Genomic DNA, 15,057 nt, shown 5'->3' on the forward strand with positions numbered 1-15,057 from the left:
CAGTTGAACAGTGCCAGACAGCGGTGCCTCCCGAAGTGGTGAACATCTGCTGTCCGTTCATGAACAAAGCCACGTTCACATCACCGTTCACGACGAGTCTGCATCCGGCGATCCGCGTCAGCCGGAGGAACAACTGGGCGTCCAGAGCGAGTTCCTGGTCATCGCGCCATACCGGCGGTGCGGCCGTCAGTCGCCGCAGCGGGAGGGGTAAGCCGAAGGCGGCCCATAGCGCGGCTGCCTGGACGCGGACCTGGAGCGGAGGGATCGACATCATGCCTCGCGCTTCGATGCTGGGCATGCCTGCCGGTCGACCGAGAGCGTCCGGGCGCGGATCGGCCGCGACCGGTACGGCGATGCGGTGGGGTAGGCAGGAGGTTAGGGCTGGTCGAGGTCGCCGGGGGTGGGCGAGAGGGCCCAGTCGAGGGCGAGGTCGGCCACGGCTTCCCAGCCGGGTTCGCCGCAGGTGTAGTGGCTGCGGCCGTCGAAGAGCTTGTAGGCGGTGATCGCCTTCGAGCGCTTGGCGTTCTTCTCGTAGTTCTCGCGCTGGACAGAGGGCGGCAGGATGTTGTCGTTGCCGCCGGAGATGAACAGCAGCGGGGCGCGGTCGTTGTTGGCGAAGTCGTAGGTCGTCGTCGCGCTCGGGGTGAAGTTCGCGAATCCGCCCTGAAAGAGGATGCGGCCCGAGACGGGGACCGAGTAGCGGTCGTAGACGGCCTTCGACTCCTCCTCGCTGAGGTTGTTGGTGAAGGCGTAGTGAAATTCCTTCTCGGTGATCGGTACCGCGCGGCTCTTGTTGGCCGGGTTCTTCAGGACGGGGAAGGTCGCCTTGATCTCGCTGAACGGGAGGGACTTGATTCCCTTCACGGCCGCGCCGTTGATGGACACGCCGGCCGAGCCGTACCCGGCGTCGAGGAGGAGCTGGACGAAGGCGCCGCCGAACGAGTGCCCCATGATGATCGGCTTCGTGTCCAGGCCGCCGATGACGTGCTTGAGGTGGTCGAAGACCTCGGTCACGCCCAGGCCCGCCAGCGGGGAGGGGTCGTCGCGCAGGGCCTGGACCCCGGCGGTGCCGGGCTGGATGCCGGGGTAGCCGGGGGTGATCACCTTGAGGCCACGCTGCTCGTAGCGGGTGACCCAGTTTTCCCACGACAGAGGGGTCATCCAGAGGCCGTGGATGAGGACGACGGTGTCCGTGGCCGCTTCTCGTTCCATGAGTCTCACTCTGATCTCTCCGGCCGAGGGGATGGGCCCGCTGCCTGCCGGTTCGGTGTTCCGCCGCGCGTCTCTGTGCCGCGGCTCGTCGGCGGCCTTCCACCGATACGGAAAACGCTATTCCGGTCGTGGAGGGAGCGGAATGATCGCCGCGCTTCCATTTTTCGCCCAACCGCTCGTCCGGGCCTTTCGGCGCGCCCGGACGGAGAGCGGAGGCCGTGGTGGTGCCACCGGCTCCCTCATCAAGGCTAGGGCCATCCGTTTCGGTTGGCGCGCCGGTCACCGGGGGCAGTGCCGTACTCGCGGGCGAAGGCACGAGAGGAAGCCGCCTCCGGCTCGTACCCCAGAGCCTTGCCGATCGCTCCCACCGGTTCGGCGGCAGTGGCGATCCGGACGGCGGCGCGGGCCAGTCGGAGCCGGGCCAGGTAGCGGGCGCGCGGATCGCCGGCCAGGTGGGTGAAGCGGGCCGCGAACGCGGCCCGGGACAGCGAGGCGAGCCCGGCCAGCTCCTCCACCGTCCAGAGCTGCTCGGGGTGGCGGTGGATGGCCCACAGGGCGGGCCCGAGGGACCGGTCGAGCGCGGCGGTCAGCGACCCCGGGCTGCCGCTGGCCCCATGGGCGTCGGACCAGGCGCGCAGCGCCTTGATGAACAGCAGGCCAAGCAGCCTGGACGCCATCGCCCGCGACCCGTCGCTCGGGTCGGCGATCTCGGCCGCAAGGAGACCGGCGCTGAGCGGGAGCCACTCCAGACCGGGTTCGGCGACGCAGCACGATCACCTCGGGCAGCGACGCGAGGAGCGGGGAGGCCGCGCTCTCCTCGACGAAAAACCGGACGCTCATCCCAGAGGCGTCCCCCTCCACCGCAGTCAACCGGTGCGCGGCGCCGGTCGCCAGCAAAGCCGTGTCTGTCCTGTCGCAAAATGGATGGCCGGTGGCGCGGCACTGACCTGCCGAGTTGCCAAGTAACCGACGGTCCGGCGTTGGCAGCAGCTCAATCGACCTGGCCTTCGCGGAAGTGATCTCCACGCCTGTCAGCGGCACCTGGCAGTGTGTGCCGTGTGAACGCCGAATCCTTCTGGGGACTGATGGAGATCTGCCGACGGCATGTCACCGTCCGGCGAGAGCAGGCCGGGCAGACTTAGTCTTCGGCTGATGCGTGCGGGACCGGGCGCACACCGCTGTCATGCGTGAGTCGTCTTGTTCCGGCGCACCCGTTTGGCGACTTTCCTCATCCAGAGCGAAAGCAAGTGCCATAGGCCCTGGATCGGTGACCGCTCTGCACTCCGTCGGCGCGGCACATATTAACTTCTGGGTCGCACCGGGCCTGGCTCCTTGAACGGCTATGGGCGCCATTCCTGGCGGTAGGCAGGGTGGCCGGCGTATGACTGGGCAAGGACTCGCAGTGCGTACGCCAGGCCGGCCGAGCGGGAGTCCGAGGGGGCCATGGACTTGTAGTCGTGCGCCAGTTGCTCGATCAGGTCGAGCATGGGCAGATGGCTGTCCAGAAAAGCCTCGCCGCCCAGGGTGTCGGCTACGTAGGCATAGGCATGGTTGTCGTCCATGATGCGAGCGACGAGGAACTTCACAAGATCGTCCATGTGTCCATCTTCGCGGGCAATGCGCCTCGACCGTCAAGCGGCTGTCCAGATGAGGACGGCGGCGAGACGGGGGCGGGCTGGTAGGCGATGGCGCTTCGTGTTCACCGTGTCGTCGCACACGAAGCGCCATCAGACTGCCCGTCGAGATCAACGTTCGTGTTCACCAGGAACGTCGCGAGCCTTCACGTACGTGCTCACGTTGAGAGTCGCCCAACAGACAGGCTGACGGCCCCCGCATGAGCATGCGTTCCATCACAGACACGCACTCATACGAAAGCCGCACGATGCGTCTTCTGCACCACTACGCCCAGGGCGACACATTCGACGTCACGTCTCTACGACATCAACCGGCTGAGGCGGAACCGAGCGGTGGGCACCCGGTTCGGCAAGCTCGCGGGCCGCTTCGAGGCCATCGTCCTCATCGCTGCGATCAACGTGTGGCTGTGACCTGCCGGCACTGTCGGTCCCGATCCTCACCGTCTGGAGGGCCGCCCGCGACTATCCCGGACGGCCCACCCAGCGCACCAGCACTTTCCAAGACATGCCCTATCGAGGCCACGTAGACCTCCCTGTTGTCGTCGGGGGTGGGCAGAAAGGCGCTGCAGCCGGTTGAACGCTGACGCAGGTGGGCGCGACGGAGGGCCGTCAGTGTCACATGCGTGGCTACGCCCTCTTCCCGCATCATCCGGCGGGCTGGCAACAGTCAGTACGCCGCGGGTCCGGCCGGGGTGCGAGGCCTCCTGAACCACTGGCCCGCGGTGCGCTGGCTGAGAAGGACCACCATGACAATTGCCCCGGTCAGGGCAAAGATTCTGCCTTGGATGCCGCGGGCGGTCCCGCCCAGCGCCAACACGATCTGCACACTCGCCAGAACGATGGAGGTGGTCCGGACGCCCGTGCCTGCCGTGCGGAATCGGAACGCGAAAATGAACAGAACGATGCCCATTCCCGCTGAGCGAACTCGCCGAGCGCACTGCCACGTTGCGGCCCGGCCCCGACCGGCTCTACCCGTTCACTCCCCGCCTCGAAGGGGACACGGCCCCGGCGGCGGTCGCCGGGATCGCCCTGTTCGAGCGCCTCGTCTCCCTGCGCAACGACGTGGGACAGCTCGCCGAGGCCGCGCGTTGGGAGGGTTGCTGCCTCTTGACAGCGCGGCGCTCGTATCACAGGGCGCGCAGAAGCGGGCACCAGCTCGCCGCCACGGCCGCCGACGACCCGCTGGCCGCCGCGACGAGTCTCGGCTGGTGCGCGGCCAGCCGTGATACTGCATGTCGGCCTCATCACGTGCCGGACTGAACCGGGGCCAGGGCGGGTGAGATTCAGCAGCGCCGTATGGCACCGCTGGGAGTCCACGTCGACGGTGAGCAACTGGGCCTCCCCGGACGGACCCCGCGCTTCGAGCCAGAAACCGCTCGGTGGGCATGTCCTACCACAATGGCTGGGAGGCGCGAGCTGCCAGGAGTCGCCGTCTTCCGGTCGCAGGGGCGGGCCTGCGCGTGCCGGGTGGCAGCGCAGGCCCGAGCCTGGCGTCCTGGCTGGGCTCTATGCCCAGCCGGTGCAGGTGCGCCTGTTCCAGTCGCCGTGGTAGAGGCAGGCACGGATGGTGCGGTCGCTGGGGTCGTAGTACATGGCGGAGCGGGTGAGGTAGTAGTTGGGAGTGGAGTCGGTGGTCCAGGACCCGCCTGCCTGACGCTGGCCGAGGATCTCGCAGACGGTGTGGTCGAGGTGGCAGCGCTCGACGTACATCGTGTACTCGTTCTCGTTGCTGCCCCCGGGGAAGCGGGCCCTCGCCCAGGCGTAGGGGTCTCCGTCGGTGGTGCCCTTGCGGAGTTCTATGGAGAAACCGCCGCCGAAGTCGTACGGGCCCGAGGCGGTGTAGGGGCCGCTCTGCCAGGTCTGGACATTGGGGTCGTGGCCGTCGCAGGTGTAACGGCCGCAGGCGGCCCACGCGGTGCCCGGCAGCACGATGAGGGAGATGAGGGCGGCGAACAGACTGGCCAGGGCCAGCCCGGCGCGCGAGCGGAGACGCCGAGGGGCTGTGGTGGACATGATTGCCTCTTTCGGATCTAGGCCGCACGGATTTCCGCGACGGCAGGTGGGGGGCTGGACAGGCCAGCTCCAGGGCTGCACCAACGACAGCCCGGGGTATAGGAGTTGGCGGCCTCGGAGCAGGTGCCGGCAAGCGAGGTGTTACCGCGCTGTCAGGCTGGGCAAGCCTGGTCGAGCAGGCGGCCGACGTCCGATGCCTGGCCGACGGTATTCAGGAGCGTACGGCGAGCGGGCACCCTGGGGTTCGCGGGTGGTCCCGTCCAGAGGGGGGGTGCTGCCACGTGGTCGCCGCTTGGTCGGCAGATGCGGTCGGTCTGCACCTGTGAATAGGTGTCATGCGCGTTTCCCCCCGGAACCATATGTGCGGCGTGACAGTACCGGACGCCCTCACAGGAAACCAACAGACGCCGCAGCACGGGGCGGACGTGTATCGGTGGATGGCATCGGAAACGTCGATGCGTGCGAGAGGCGATCTCTGTCAGCGGGGCGGGCCGAATACCGGGCAATGCAGGGGGCGTTGGGAGGCCAGGTCACTGGAGGCGAAGACCTGGCGTCCGTGTAGTTCCTGTTGGTTTCCTGTGAGCGCGTCGGGTAGCCTCCAGGCTGCAAGTACGGCGGGGGAGGCGCGCATGGCGTCCCGTACTGGTGTTCATGCGGGGGTTGTATGTCCTGCCCATTGGGCGAAGGTCAGGCCACAGGCCCTGGCCCTGCGGCGTACCGTCATGTGTGAAGCCTTCCTTCAGCCTGCGCGACCATCGAAGGAAGAAGTGTGGCGTTCTCTCGAAGAGTGAGCGTGTCGCTGGCGGTTGTGGCCGCCGGGGCGACACTCACCGGGCTCATACAGGCATCGGCCTGGGCCCAGGGTCCTGTTGCGGGTCCCCCTGTTTCCGTACCCAACGCATCCGAACCGGTCGACGTACCCGCCGCCCAGCGCGACGCAGTTCTGGGGGGCTCGTGGAAGTCGTCCCAGGACCGCGCGTGGACGACGACCGCGGACGCGGCGGGCTTTCACGTACTGACGGCAGAGAAGAAGGACGGATACACCTGGAAGACGGCGGCCACGCTGTCGGAACCGGGCTTCGATGCCGACATGTGGCTCGGCAACGCATGTGTGACCGGCTCCGGCACCCGTGCGGTCGTGGTCTACGCGCCGCGAAGTTTCACCAATGACGCGCAGTTGATGGCGCGGGGCGGCTTCACCGCAGTCGTAGAGCTGGCCACGGGCAAGGTGACCAAGCTCGATCTGCAGGCGTCCCTGTCGTACTACAACCCGGGATGCGGCACCGGCGAGACGGCGGTGTTCACGCAGTCCGGCGGTCAGGAAAAGAGCGAGACGCGCCTGGTCCAGGTGGACGCCACCACTGGCAAACTCAGCACGCCGGTCACGGTCAAGGGACAAGTGACGTCGGCCGTTCCCGCGGCCCGGGGAACGATCGCCGCAGCCCGCGGCACCCAGCTGATCTCGGTGGGCGCCCAAGGCCAGACCTCGACCCTGGCTCGCACCAACGGCGTGCCCTACCGGGTGACGGCCGACAAGCAGGGCGCGATCGTGTTTCTGGACAGGCAATCGGCCGAGCCGAGCGCCACTACCCGAGTCAAGCGCGTAGCAGCGCTGGTGGAACCACGGTCGGCACTCAGCGCGCCACAACCCACGGTGCTGGCCGAAGGACCCGCGGGCGGAACAGGCCTGGCGGCCGGCGCCGGCACGGTCTACGTGACAGGCCAGACACACCTCGCTGCCGCTCCGCTTCCGGCCTCGGTGCGTCAGCTGCCCGGTTCCTCCAAGGACGCCGTGGTGACCACCCGGGGCGAAGGCGTGGTGACCGATACCCGGTGGGCCGACGGCAAGGACTCACGGATTCAGCCGCAGGACACCGGAGCGGCCCGCCCGGTGAACATCTCCTTGGACGTACCTGGTACCCGTAAAAAGGCGGCTTTCACCGTCGACCCCGCCGCTCGGCCCTCCGCTCACATCGGCGAGGGGCGGGCGCAGTCCCCCAGACTCAACGCACCGCGAGGAGGGGCGAGGAAGGCCTCGCGCAGTGCCCTGGCGTCCGGCGAAGACCAGTCCAAGACACCCGTCGACGACAACCGCACATGCTCGGTGCCGCGCAACGACCCGCTCAACCAGGCGATGCAGCCCAAGCCGCGGCAGGTGGAATGGGCCGTTGACCAGGCCATCGTCGGCAACCTGAACGCGAAGGTCTCACGACCTGCCAACTGGAAGAACCTGGGCATGCCGGCCTACCAGCCGCAGACCCTCTTTCCGGCACCCACACTGGACGGGGGCGGCAGGGTGCCGGCACAGGTACTCCTCGGAGTGACCGCGCAGGAGTCCAACATGTGGCAAGCGTCGCGCAGCGCGGTCCCAGGTGTCACCGGGAACCCGCTGATCGGGAACTTCTACGGCATCAACCTCTACGACGGTGACACCAGCAACGACTGGGACATCAACTGGGCCAAGGCCGACTGCGGTTACGGCATTACGCAGGTCACCGACCACATGCGACTGGCGGGCAAGGAGGACGGGCACGGCGGCGCCGCCTGGCCCTACCAGACGCAGCGTGCGGTCGCGCTGGACTACACCGCCAACATCGCGGCGGGTCTTCAGATCCTCGCCACCAAATGGAACGAGACCCGCGCCGCAGGCCTGACCATCAACGACGGCGCCCCCGCGCACCTGGAGAACTGGTTCTACGCCCTGTGGGCCTACAACTCCGGGTTCCATCCCCAGAGCGAAGCCGCGGCCAACGGCGGCGCCTGGGGACTGGGCTGGGCCAACAACCCGGCCAACCCCGAATGGGACGCCGGACGCCTGCCGTTCATGGAGAAGGGCGACGGAAGCGACGATGCCTCGGCGGCGGCGCATCCCCAGAACTGGCCCTACCCCGAGAAGGTCCTCGGGTTTGCCGCTCACCCGCCCGCCTACCTGGAATCACCCGGTACCACGGTTGCCGCATTCCGCAACGCCTGGTGGAACGGCTCCGACAAGGCGGTCATGGTCGAAGGAAGCGCCAAGTACAACCGGGCGCATGTGAAGCCGCCGGAGAACCAGTTCTGCGACACGTCCAACACCTGTGACCCCAGCCGCATTTCCGACAGCGCCAGCAACGCCAACGCCACCTCCGGCCCGTGCGGCCGGGACGATTCCAAGTGCTGGTGGAACAAGCCGGTGACGTGGAAGAAGGACTGCTCCTACAGCTGCGGCAACGAGCTCGTTCGGTTCAACACCACCTACGCCGAGGAAGCAGACGGCACTGCCTATCCGCCGGCCTGCGGCAATACCGGACTGCCCGCGAACGCGGTGATCGTGGACGACGTCCCCACCACCGTGCCGTCCATCCGCCCCAACTGCCCCAAGTACTGGGACAGCAACGGCACCTTCACCCTCGACTACTGGCAGAACAGCGTTGAGACGGTGTACCCCGGCAAGGTGGACACCCATCAGCTCGGCGCGGGCTTCGGCGGCCACTTCTACTTCACCCACACCCGCCAGGACGACGCCAAGGGCCAGCGCCTGAAGGTCACCGGCAGGTGGAAGCCGAACGTGGACCTCAAGGGCCAAGCCAAGATCATGGTCCACATCCCCGACCACGGCGCCCAGACCACCCGGGCCCGCTACGAGATCGACACGGCGCGCGGCACCGAGACCAGGGTGATCTCCCAGGAAGGCAACACCAACCGGTGGGTGCCCCTCGGGGTCTTCCGGCTCAACAGCAGCCCCGAGGTCCGCCTGTCGTCCATCACCGACGACGGCACTGGCGACCAGGACATCGCCTTCGACGCCGTGGCGTTCATACCCGGCACCTACGATGTTCCCGGCGCCGTGCCCGACATCCGGCTGCCCGACCCCAACCCCAGCGCTCCCGAGCCCGCGGACCAGGAGTCGGTCAGCGTTCTGCCGGGCAGCCCCTTCTCCGTGAAGTCCTCGGCTGTCGCACCCCAGGGCAGATCGGCCGCGCCAGAAGCCGCTGCAGCCAAGAACTGCACCCCGGTCAAGGGCAAACCGAACACCAAGATCTGCATCGGACCCGCCACCACGCCGCCCAAGGGGTTCGCGGCACAACCCAGGGCGGCCGCCGCATCCGGCACACCGTTCTGCTCCGCCAACTCGGCCGGCCGGTTCTTCACCCGGACCAAGGGGTGCATGCAAAGCCTCGTCGACGTCCAGCAGATCGTCAACGACACTCTGTTCGCGTCGTGGACGTACCTCTACCAGCACGAGATCGATCTGAACGTCGACAGCGAGAAGTTCACCCAGACCATCTCACTGACGCCGTACAGGACAGATCCCAAGATGCTCGCCGTCAGTGTCGACATCGCCCCGTCGTGCAGCCCGAACTGCACCACAGGCGCGATCACCTGGTCCGCGCCCAACCTGTGGGCAACCGCCGCCGACAGCCACACGGCGACGGCCACGGTGGAGCAGACCTGGACCGGGACGTCCGGCAACGACCGGATGAAACTCGACTGGACGCTGTCGGGCAAGATCGAGGGCAAGCAGACCACTACCGCCAGCTACACGTCCAACGAGATGGCCGTGCGCTGCGACCGCGAAGCCAAGGGCACCCGGAACGCGCCCGGCTGCGTCTTCCCCGAATACACACCCACGTACGTCGTGAACTCGGAGCAGAACCCGGCGGCCGCGGCCTTCTACTGGACCCTCATGCAGAATCTGCCGTCCCACCCGGGCAGCCGCGACCACAACGCCCCGTTGAACTACCTCGCGGACAAGACCCGCCAGAGTGCCAACCGGAAGGTCATCTGTCCCAAGGACGGTCCGGACAAGTGGGTCGGAAACCCCGCCTCCAACCCGCCGGGAACGACGTCGAGCTGTGACGAGTACCCCTTCGCCGCCACCTACCAGAGCGGCGGCATGCCTCCGCAGGCAGTGGACAACGGCAAGCAGTGCACGCAGCTGTACGCCTCGCCGCTGGCCGGGGGTGGCTGGACACTGCTGGAGGACACGAGCTACAGCCGAGTCAACACCTGGGACGAGATCTGCGGCCGGGCCAGTATCCCCGGCGACGAGAACTCCGGAGCGGCCAACCGCATCGGACTGTTCTTCGTGCCCAAGAACCGCATGCTCGACAAGGACAAGTTCTTCGTCAGCACGCCCGGATTCGAGGACTGCAAGGACCTCTCCCAGATCTGCTGGGTCCGCACACGCAAGTAACACGCTGAAGGCCTGAACGAAGGGGTATCAAGGGTTTGCCCTGATACCCGTGTCAGACGCCGATCATCAGGGAAGGAGCACGGCATCGAGGGTGCCGTGCTCCAACTCATTGCGAGACAGGGTAAGTCCAAGGGCCTCTTCCGCGAACCGGAGCATCCACAGCTCCTCGTCGCCATCCCCCAGAGCGGGGCCTCCATCTGTTTCGAAAAGTCCCGCGTCCCGGGCGCTGGCCACCAAGTGGTCGGCAGCCGAAGTGCCTATCTCCGCCGCGGGCACGCCGGGCTCGAAGTCGGCCACGACTGACCCGTTGTCCGCGTAGGCGAGCCTCAACGGCCCGGTTCCGCCATTGAGCAGCAGCACCGCTTGCGTGCCCGTGGACAGACGGCCGAGAACGCCGTTGTCGGCCGCCTGATCGCTCCAGTGCTCCAGGGAGAAGGCCCATCCCCCGCTTGTGCCGAGGAGTGCTACGGGGCCCTCCCGCATCGCCAGCGAGAAGGCGTCCCCACCCGTGACGCCGTGCCGGACGGCAGCGATGTCCGCCCCCATCCGCCGGACAAGTTCGGAGACGGTGATGCCTCGGGCGAGTGCCAAGCAGTACGTGTCGAACACGTCCGGGATCCACTGCACACCGTCGCCGGTCATCGCCCCTCCTCGCCAGGCCTCACACACTGCTTATTAGCGCGCGCAGTGACGATACCCGACCGGCGCGCAGGCTTCCGGCCCGCCTGTGTCGTTGAACTGGTAGCGCAATGCGGGCGCGAGACGAACAAGGTCCGCGACGGCCGAAGTGCTGCCGCTTGGATCACGTGCGAAGGCAGATGGTGAGGATTGCGAGGGTGACGGTGCCGAGGTAGATGTGGGCACGATTCTCGTAGCGTGCGGCGACAGCACGGGGGCCCTTGAGGTGGCATACGCGCGTTCGACGTTGTTGCGCTACTTGTAGCGTCCGCTGCCTAGGGGGCCGCCGGGGAGCCTCCGTCGTGCCGTTTTCATTGCTGGTCAAGGTGCTCCGGACGACATGTGGGATGTCACGGCCACGTAATAGCCGGGCCACGTACGCGTACGGCCCCCTGACGTGGAGTCAGGGGGCCGTAGAAGTAGCGGGGACAGGATTTGAACCTGCGACCTCTGGGTTATGAGCCCAGCGAGCTACCGAGCTGCTCCACCCCGCGTCGGTGAACACAACCCTACGCCACCGGCAGGGGCCGGGCCGACCATCTGCTCCTCGAAGACGGACAGGCGGCGGTCCCGTGCAACGTGCGATGGAACACGGGACCGCCCGGATGGCCACCGTCCTGTCAGAGCGGCGGCATCGTGGCCGTACGCGGATCGTCAACCCTGGGCACACCGGACGGCGACAGCTGGGTGACGTGCTCCTCCCGTAGAGCGGTCGGCGGGTCTGCGGACGGGTGGCTGGTCCGTGTTTCCCGCTAGATGCGTAGATCCGATGTATGTGATCACGCCTCACGGCTTTGCTGGCCGCTACGTAGGGTGGGTGATCTTCCCGGTCCCGTCCCGACCCTTGCAGGAGCGACGCCCATGATTCTCGTGTCCGACCCCATCTTCGGCGAAGTGGAACTCACTGGTTCGGCGATAGAACTGGCCCACTTGGCAGGCGCGGTGGCCCAGGGCGCAGGATTCATCAGCTCCATGTCTGCGACTGTGCTAGGCAGCGAGACCTTGGCGGGGGTCGAAGTCAGGGAGGCTCCCGGGCCTGGGGTGTTGATCCATCTCGACTCCCAGCGTCAGATCCTTGTGATCAGCGGCGATCCCGTCGCCAGGGCCCTCTTCGCGGACAATCTGTATGCCACGACCACTGCCATGGCCACTGTGGACGGCGGCGGCCACCGCCACATCGACCACTTTCCCGGGCATCCCTACCTCGTTGAGGAATCCATGCCCTTGGTAGTTGGCATCCCGGGTGAAGGTCCTCCCACTCGATGAGCAACACGGCGATCAATGGTCATAGGCGATTAGCGAGCGGTTGACCGGTGCGCCGATGGCATTGTTGTGCCAGATGCCTGCGGCCATCGCCAGGATGCGTTGGGCGACCCGGACCGCGACGCCCTCGAAGGCCCGCACGCCGTGTTGTTCCAGGTCGAGCTGCCCTTTGAGTGTGTCGTTGACCGACTCGATCAACTGGCGGACCTTCGTGAGCATCGGTTCGCCGTAGCGCTACATGCTTGAGCGAGGGACGCAGCAACTCGATGCTGAGCTGCGCCAGGTCTTTCTCGAACGTCTTCGAGGCGAAGCCCTTGTTGGAGATCAGCAGGATGCCCTCGCGGTCAGCGACCAGGTGGGCGTCGACCTCCAGCATCGCAGCCAGGACCTCGCGCTCGCCGATCTTCGGGTTGGCCAGCGCCCACATGATCGGCATGCCGGTCGGCGTGCAGACCAGGTAGAGGCGCAGGCCCCAGAAGAATCGGGAGTGAGAGGCGCAGTAGCCGTAGCCGGCCCAACTTGTGAGGTTGGACCGCTGGACGGTTGAGCGTGACATGCCGCACGGTACCGGCGTCGAGTCGGTAATCCAGTGGTTGTCGAACCAGAAGTCGCTGTCCATGGCCAACTCCCGGATCATGCGCTTCACTAGGGGCAATGCCGTCCGCAGGTGCTTGTTGTAGCCCGCCCGCTGCGGCAGGTAGGGGAACATGGCGGACAGGTGCTTGTTCGCATAGCGCAGCCAGCGAGCCTCGGAGTGGTAGCCCAGCAACGCCTGGGCCACGGCCAGGCAGACGAGTTCGGAGTCGCTGAGCAGCGGGGGTCGCCCCATCCAACGCGTTCCCCCGATCTCGTCGTCGATCTTCACATACAGTGCGGCCAAGCGGGTGTTCAGGTCGGTCGTCACAAACTGATCTTGGACACCTTCGCCCCTTGCCGGGGGCGGAACTTCGGATCTACTCGTCTAAGGGCTGCCCCGCCGGAGGCTGTGCCGCGGCCGGGTCCCCCGCAGCCGGCGGAGACGCTCCCGGCCGTGGAGTCCTCCGAGCCGCCCCGTCGGCCGCCGAACTCGCTCGCTTTTTCGGCTGAGGCTCATCACATCGGCGCTCACGACGCGAGCGGCGGATCAGATGAGGTACAGGACAGCAAAAGGCAGGAGCATCACGTTGATCACCGCCAACAGCATGATTCCGCGCCACAGATCACCGCGAGCCTGGGACCTGCCACCGAACAGCTCCATTTCCGTGCGCGCCCTACTGTGCGGCGCCTTGGGGTCATAAATTATGCGCACTTCTTCCCCGTCGCGTGACATGCGCCCGTCGGCCAAAGGGCTTCGGTACGACGACCGATCTCCAGCCACGGTCGCGAAGGAGAAGAATTCCAGCACCCGGCCCTCGTCCCAGGAGGCACCGGTGCACGTGGCGGGAACAGTCACGCCCTTCTTTCGGAGCCGACGCTCCACCAGGAGCGGGTACGCACCGAATGGGATCACGTAAATCGCAGTCGGAAGCAGCATGATGAACGCATACAGAATCCACAGAGAATTCTGGTAGATCCATCCGGGCACGGAACCCCCACGTTTCGAAGATCACAAAGTCGAAGCAAAGTACCACGCACGGCAGAACAAGATCAAGAGTCGAATCCAAGCCGAACTGATGGGGTGGAGAAATGGCCATCGACCCGGGCCTCCTGGTACCCGACTACTTCGTCAAGAAGTTTGAGGATACTGAGAAAGAGCACAGCACTTACAACAAGAAGATCAACGATGTCAGCTTTGCCGTCAATGGGCTCGGACTGACGGTGAACGGCTGGGCCAACACCATTAGCGCCCTGAGTTCCAGCGTGGAAGGTCTCAAGGTCGGCCTCGGCGCCATAGCTCTGGGTTTCACCCCGGTGAAGGTCGGCGGCGCGCTCCTGAAGGTGGACGAAAAAGGCATCGTATTCGGCGGAAAGCAGAAGTGGACCTGGCCCCACGCGCGGGATGAAAAGCGGAAGCAGGACGCTGCTGACAAGCGCGCCTCCAAGGTTCACGGAAACCTTGAGACTGCGGGTCGGACCGCCCAGGAAAGCGTCAACAAGGCAAGGCTCGACCCCCGCGATGCCGAAAAGGTGAGGAAAGCAAGAGAGGACGTCGCGGCATTTCGTGTCGCCTATTACAACGCTCGGCCGGATATCCAGCGGGCACAGCGGATGCGGGACGAGGCGAAGGCCGTGGAGACCGCGGCCGCGCGGGCCCGAGAAAGGGTGCAGCAGGACACGCGGGCGGTCGGCCAGAACGTTCAGGCCTTGAACCGGCAGGTCGCGGATCTCGAACGAGAGCTGGTCGGGCACTGAAGCCCGCAGAAACCTCCTCCATCACTGCGGATCCCTGCAGTAGGGCCAGGATCGGAGGAAGACATGTCGCTAGTCCAATCCCTCAGCAGAGCCTGAGGCTCTGGCGAGCGATTGAACGAGCGACATGACTTTTCCCATTGTTAGCGTTCCGGGGATGCCGGGAAATGCTTATCCAAGCGCCGACATGAGGGTGTTGAGACGGTTCTCGAGCTCCTTTATCTGCTGAGCCGCAGCCCTGATGTTCTTGGGGTTCCCGGAGGAGGCGTTGGGCCCTGCAGCAACCGTCTCCACCCTGCGGCGCTGACTCCCTGCGGTTCTCTCGAGCTTGTCGATCCGCCTGTGCGCCCTACCGACGTCCTTGAGGAGAGTTTCGGAAGCCTGCTTTTCCCGTTCGGCCTTTCCTTCTTCTCCTGGTCCTCGGCACGCCCTTTCTCGCCTCTCAGGAACTCCCAGAAGTTTCCACCTTCTTTGAGCCAGGGCCACTCTTTCCGAGTGACACCTGCAATACTTATGCCTTTTTCGTCGACCTTGAATCCGGTGAGATCCAACTTGATGGAGGTGATGCCCAATGCGACGCCGGCAAGGGCTATCTTTACGTAATCCAGACCGATGCTGAGCCCGTTGATCTTCTGCTTGACGGCGTCGCCGTCGCCCTTGCTGAACCAGAGCCGAGGCCAGTCCCACAGGTCGTGCACCCCGTAGTCGGAGACTCGCAGGGTGGGATCGTCGGCCAGATGGAGACCTCCGTGT

Annotated in this window: 12 protein-coding genes, 1 tRNA gene and 1 pseudogene; 4 read left to right on the top strand and 10 right to left on the bottom strand. The window is 66.2% G+C overall.

Annotated features, from left to right (window positions below; all coding sequences use genetic code 11):
- Nucleotides 1–375: 375 nt before the first annotated feature.
- From AC07F3_RS39965 to AC07F3_RS39980, 4 genes are all read right to left on the bottom strand, one after another.
- Entirely contained in the window at nt 376–1,212 is an 837-nt protein-coding gene (locus AC07F3_RS39965) for an alpha/beta hydrolase (RefSeq protein ID WP_479119859.1), read from the bottom strand.
- Nucleotides 1,213–1,460: 248 nt separating this feature from the next.
- Nucleotides 1,461–1,961, bottom strand: a complete 501-nt coding sequence (locus AC07F3_RS39970; RefSeq protein ID WP_479119896.1) for a helix-turn-helix domain-containing protein — start codon at nt 1,959–1,961, stop codon at nt 1,461–1,463.
- Nucleotides 1,962–2,552: 591 nt separating this feature from the next.
- Nucleotides 2,553–2,810, bottom strand: a complete 258-nt coding sequence (locus AC07F3_RS39975; RefSeq protein WP_479119860.1) for a DUF6221 family protein — start codon at nt 2,808–2,810, stop codon at nt 2,553–2,555.
- 703 nt (nt 2,811–3,513) lie between these two features.
- Nucleotides 3,514–3,756 (bottom strand): hypothetical protein, encoded by a 243-nt coding sequence (locus AC07F3_RS39980; protein ID WP_479119862.1) that lies wholly within the window; start codon nt 3,754–3,756, stop codon nt 3,514–3,516.
- Nucleotides 3,757–3,791: 35 nt separating this feature from the next.
- Between AC07F3_RS39980 and AC07F3_RS39985 the strand changes: the two genes are divergently transcribed.
- Complete coding sequence (locus AC07F3_RS39985; RefSeq protein WP_479119863.1) at nt 3,792–4,106, top strand: hypothetical protein; 315 nt, start codon at nt 3,792–3,794, stop codon at nt 4,104–4,106.
- A gap of 246 nt (nt 4,107–4,352) precedes the next feature.
- Here AC07F3_RS39985 and AC07F3_RS39990 read toward each other — a convergent pair whose 3' ends face one another.
- Nucleotides 4,353–4,859 (bottom strand): hypothetical protein, encoded by a 507-nt coding sequence (locus tag AC07F3_RS39990; protein ID WP_479119865.1) that lies wholly within the window; start codon nt 4,857–4,859, stop codon nt 4,353–4,355.
- Between the two features lie 793 nt (nt 4,860–5,652).
- Between AC07F3_RS39990 and AC07F3_RS39995 the strand changes: the two genes are divergently transcribed.
- Entirely contained in the window at nt 5,653–10,035 is a 4,383-nt protein-coding gene (locus AC07F3_RS39995; RefSeq protein WP_479119866.1) for a golvesin C-terminal-like domain-containing protein, read from the top strand.
- Nucleotides 10,036–10,101: 66 nt separating this feature from the next.
- On the opposite strand, the gene AC07F3_RS40000 is transcribed toward AC07F3_RS39995, so the two are convergent.
- Nucleotides 10,102–10,677, bottom strand: a complete 576-nt coding sequence (locus AC07F3_RS40000) for a DUF6461 domain-containing protein (protein WP_479119868.1) — start codon at nt 10,675–10,677, stop codon at nt 10,102–10,104.
- Between the two features lie 456 nt (nt 10,678–11,133).
- Nucleotides 11,134–11,207 (bottom strand) — tRNA-Met (locus AC07F3_RS40005).
- Nucleotides 11,208–11,574: 367 nt separating this feature from the next.
- On the opposite strand from AC07F3_RS40005, the gene AC07F3_RS40010 reads away from it, so the two are divergent.
- Nucleotides 11,575–11,979: an Imm32 family immunity protein gene (locus AC07F3_RS40010; RefSeq protein ID WP_479119869.1), complete on the top strand. Its 405-nt coding sequence runs from the start codon at nt 11,575–11,577 to the stop codon at nt 11,977–11,979.
- Between the two features lie 12 nt (nt 11,980–11,991).
- On the opposite strand, the pseudogene AC07F3_RS40015 reads toward AC07F3_RS40010, so the two are convergent.
- Together AC07F3_RS40015 and AC07F3_RS40020 are read right to left on the bottom strand one after the other, a co-directional pair.
- Nucleotides 11,992–12,880 (bottom strand): annotated as a pseudogene (locus tag AC07F3_RS40015) (IS982 family transposase).
- 219 nt (nt 12,881–13,099) lie between these two features.
- Nucleotides 13,100–13,540: a hypothetical protein gene (locus AC07F3_RS40020; RefSeq protein ID WP_479119870.1), complete on the bottom strand. Its 441-nt coding sequence runs from the start codon at nt 13,538–13,540 to the stop codon at nt 13,100–13,102.
- A 101-nt stretch (nt 13,541–13,641) separates the two neighbouring features.
- On the opposite strand from AC07F3_RS40020, the gene AC07F3_RS40025 reads away from it, so the two are divergent.
- A complete protein-coding gene (locus AC07F3_RS40025; RefSeq protein WP_479119872.1) occupies nt 13,642–14,307 on the top strand; it encodes a hypothetical protein in 666 nt (221 codons plus the stop codon).
- Between the two features lie 215 nt (nt 14,308–14,522).
- Here AC07F3_RS40025 and AC07F3_RS40030 read toward each other — a convergent pair whose 3' ends face one another.
- Complete coding sequence (locus AC07F3_RS40030; protein ID WP_479119873.1) at nt 14,523–15,002, bottom strand: hypothetical protein; 480 nt, start codon at nt 15,000–15,002, stop codon at nt 14,523–14,525.
- Nucleotides 15,003–15,057: the final 55 nt, after the last annotated feature.

It is taken from the genome of Streptomyces sp. NPDC045846 (genome assembly GCF_056431605.1).

What these genes read in the sequence shown, in the direction of transcription:
- AC07F3_RS40000 (WP_479119868.1), bottom strand. Translation starts at nt 10,677, where the DNA reads ATGACCGGCGACGGTGTGCAGTGGATCCCGGACGTGTTCGACACGTAC.
- AC07F3_RS39980 (WP_479119862.1), bottom strand. Translation starts at nt 3,756, where the DNA reads ATGGGCATCGTTCTGTTCATTTTCGCGTTCCGATTCCGCACGGCAGGC.
- AC07F3_RS39990 (WP_479119865.1), bottom strand. Translation starts at nt 4,859, where the DNA reads ATGTCCACCACAGCCCCTCGGCGTCTCCGCTCGCGCGCCGGGCTGGCC.
- AC07F3_RS40025 (WP_479119872.1), top strand. Translation starts at nt 13,642, where the DNA reads ATGGCCATCGACCCGGGCCTCCTGGTACCCGACTACTTCGTCAAGAAG.
- AC07F3_RS40010 (WP_479119869.1), top strand. Translation starts at nt 11,575, where the DNA reads ATGATTCTCGTGTCCGACCCCATCTTCGGCGAAGTGGAACTCACTGGT.
- AC07F3_RS39975 (WP_479119860.1), bottom strand. Translation starts at nt 2,810, where the DNA reads ATGGACGATCTTGTGAAGTTCCTCGTCGCTCGCATCATGGACGACAAC.
- AC07F3_RS39965 (WP_479119859.1), bottom strand. Translation starts at nt 1,212, where the DNA reads ATGGAACGAGAAGCGGCCACGGACACCGTCGTCCTCATCCACGGCCTC.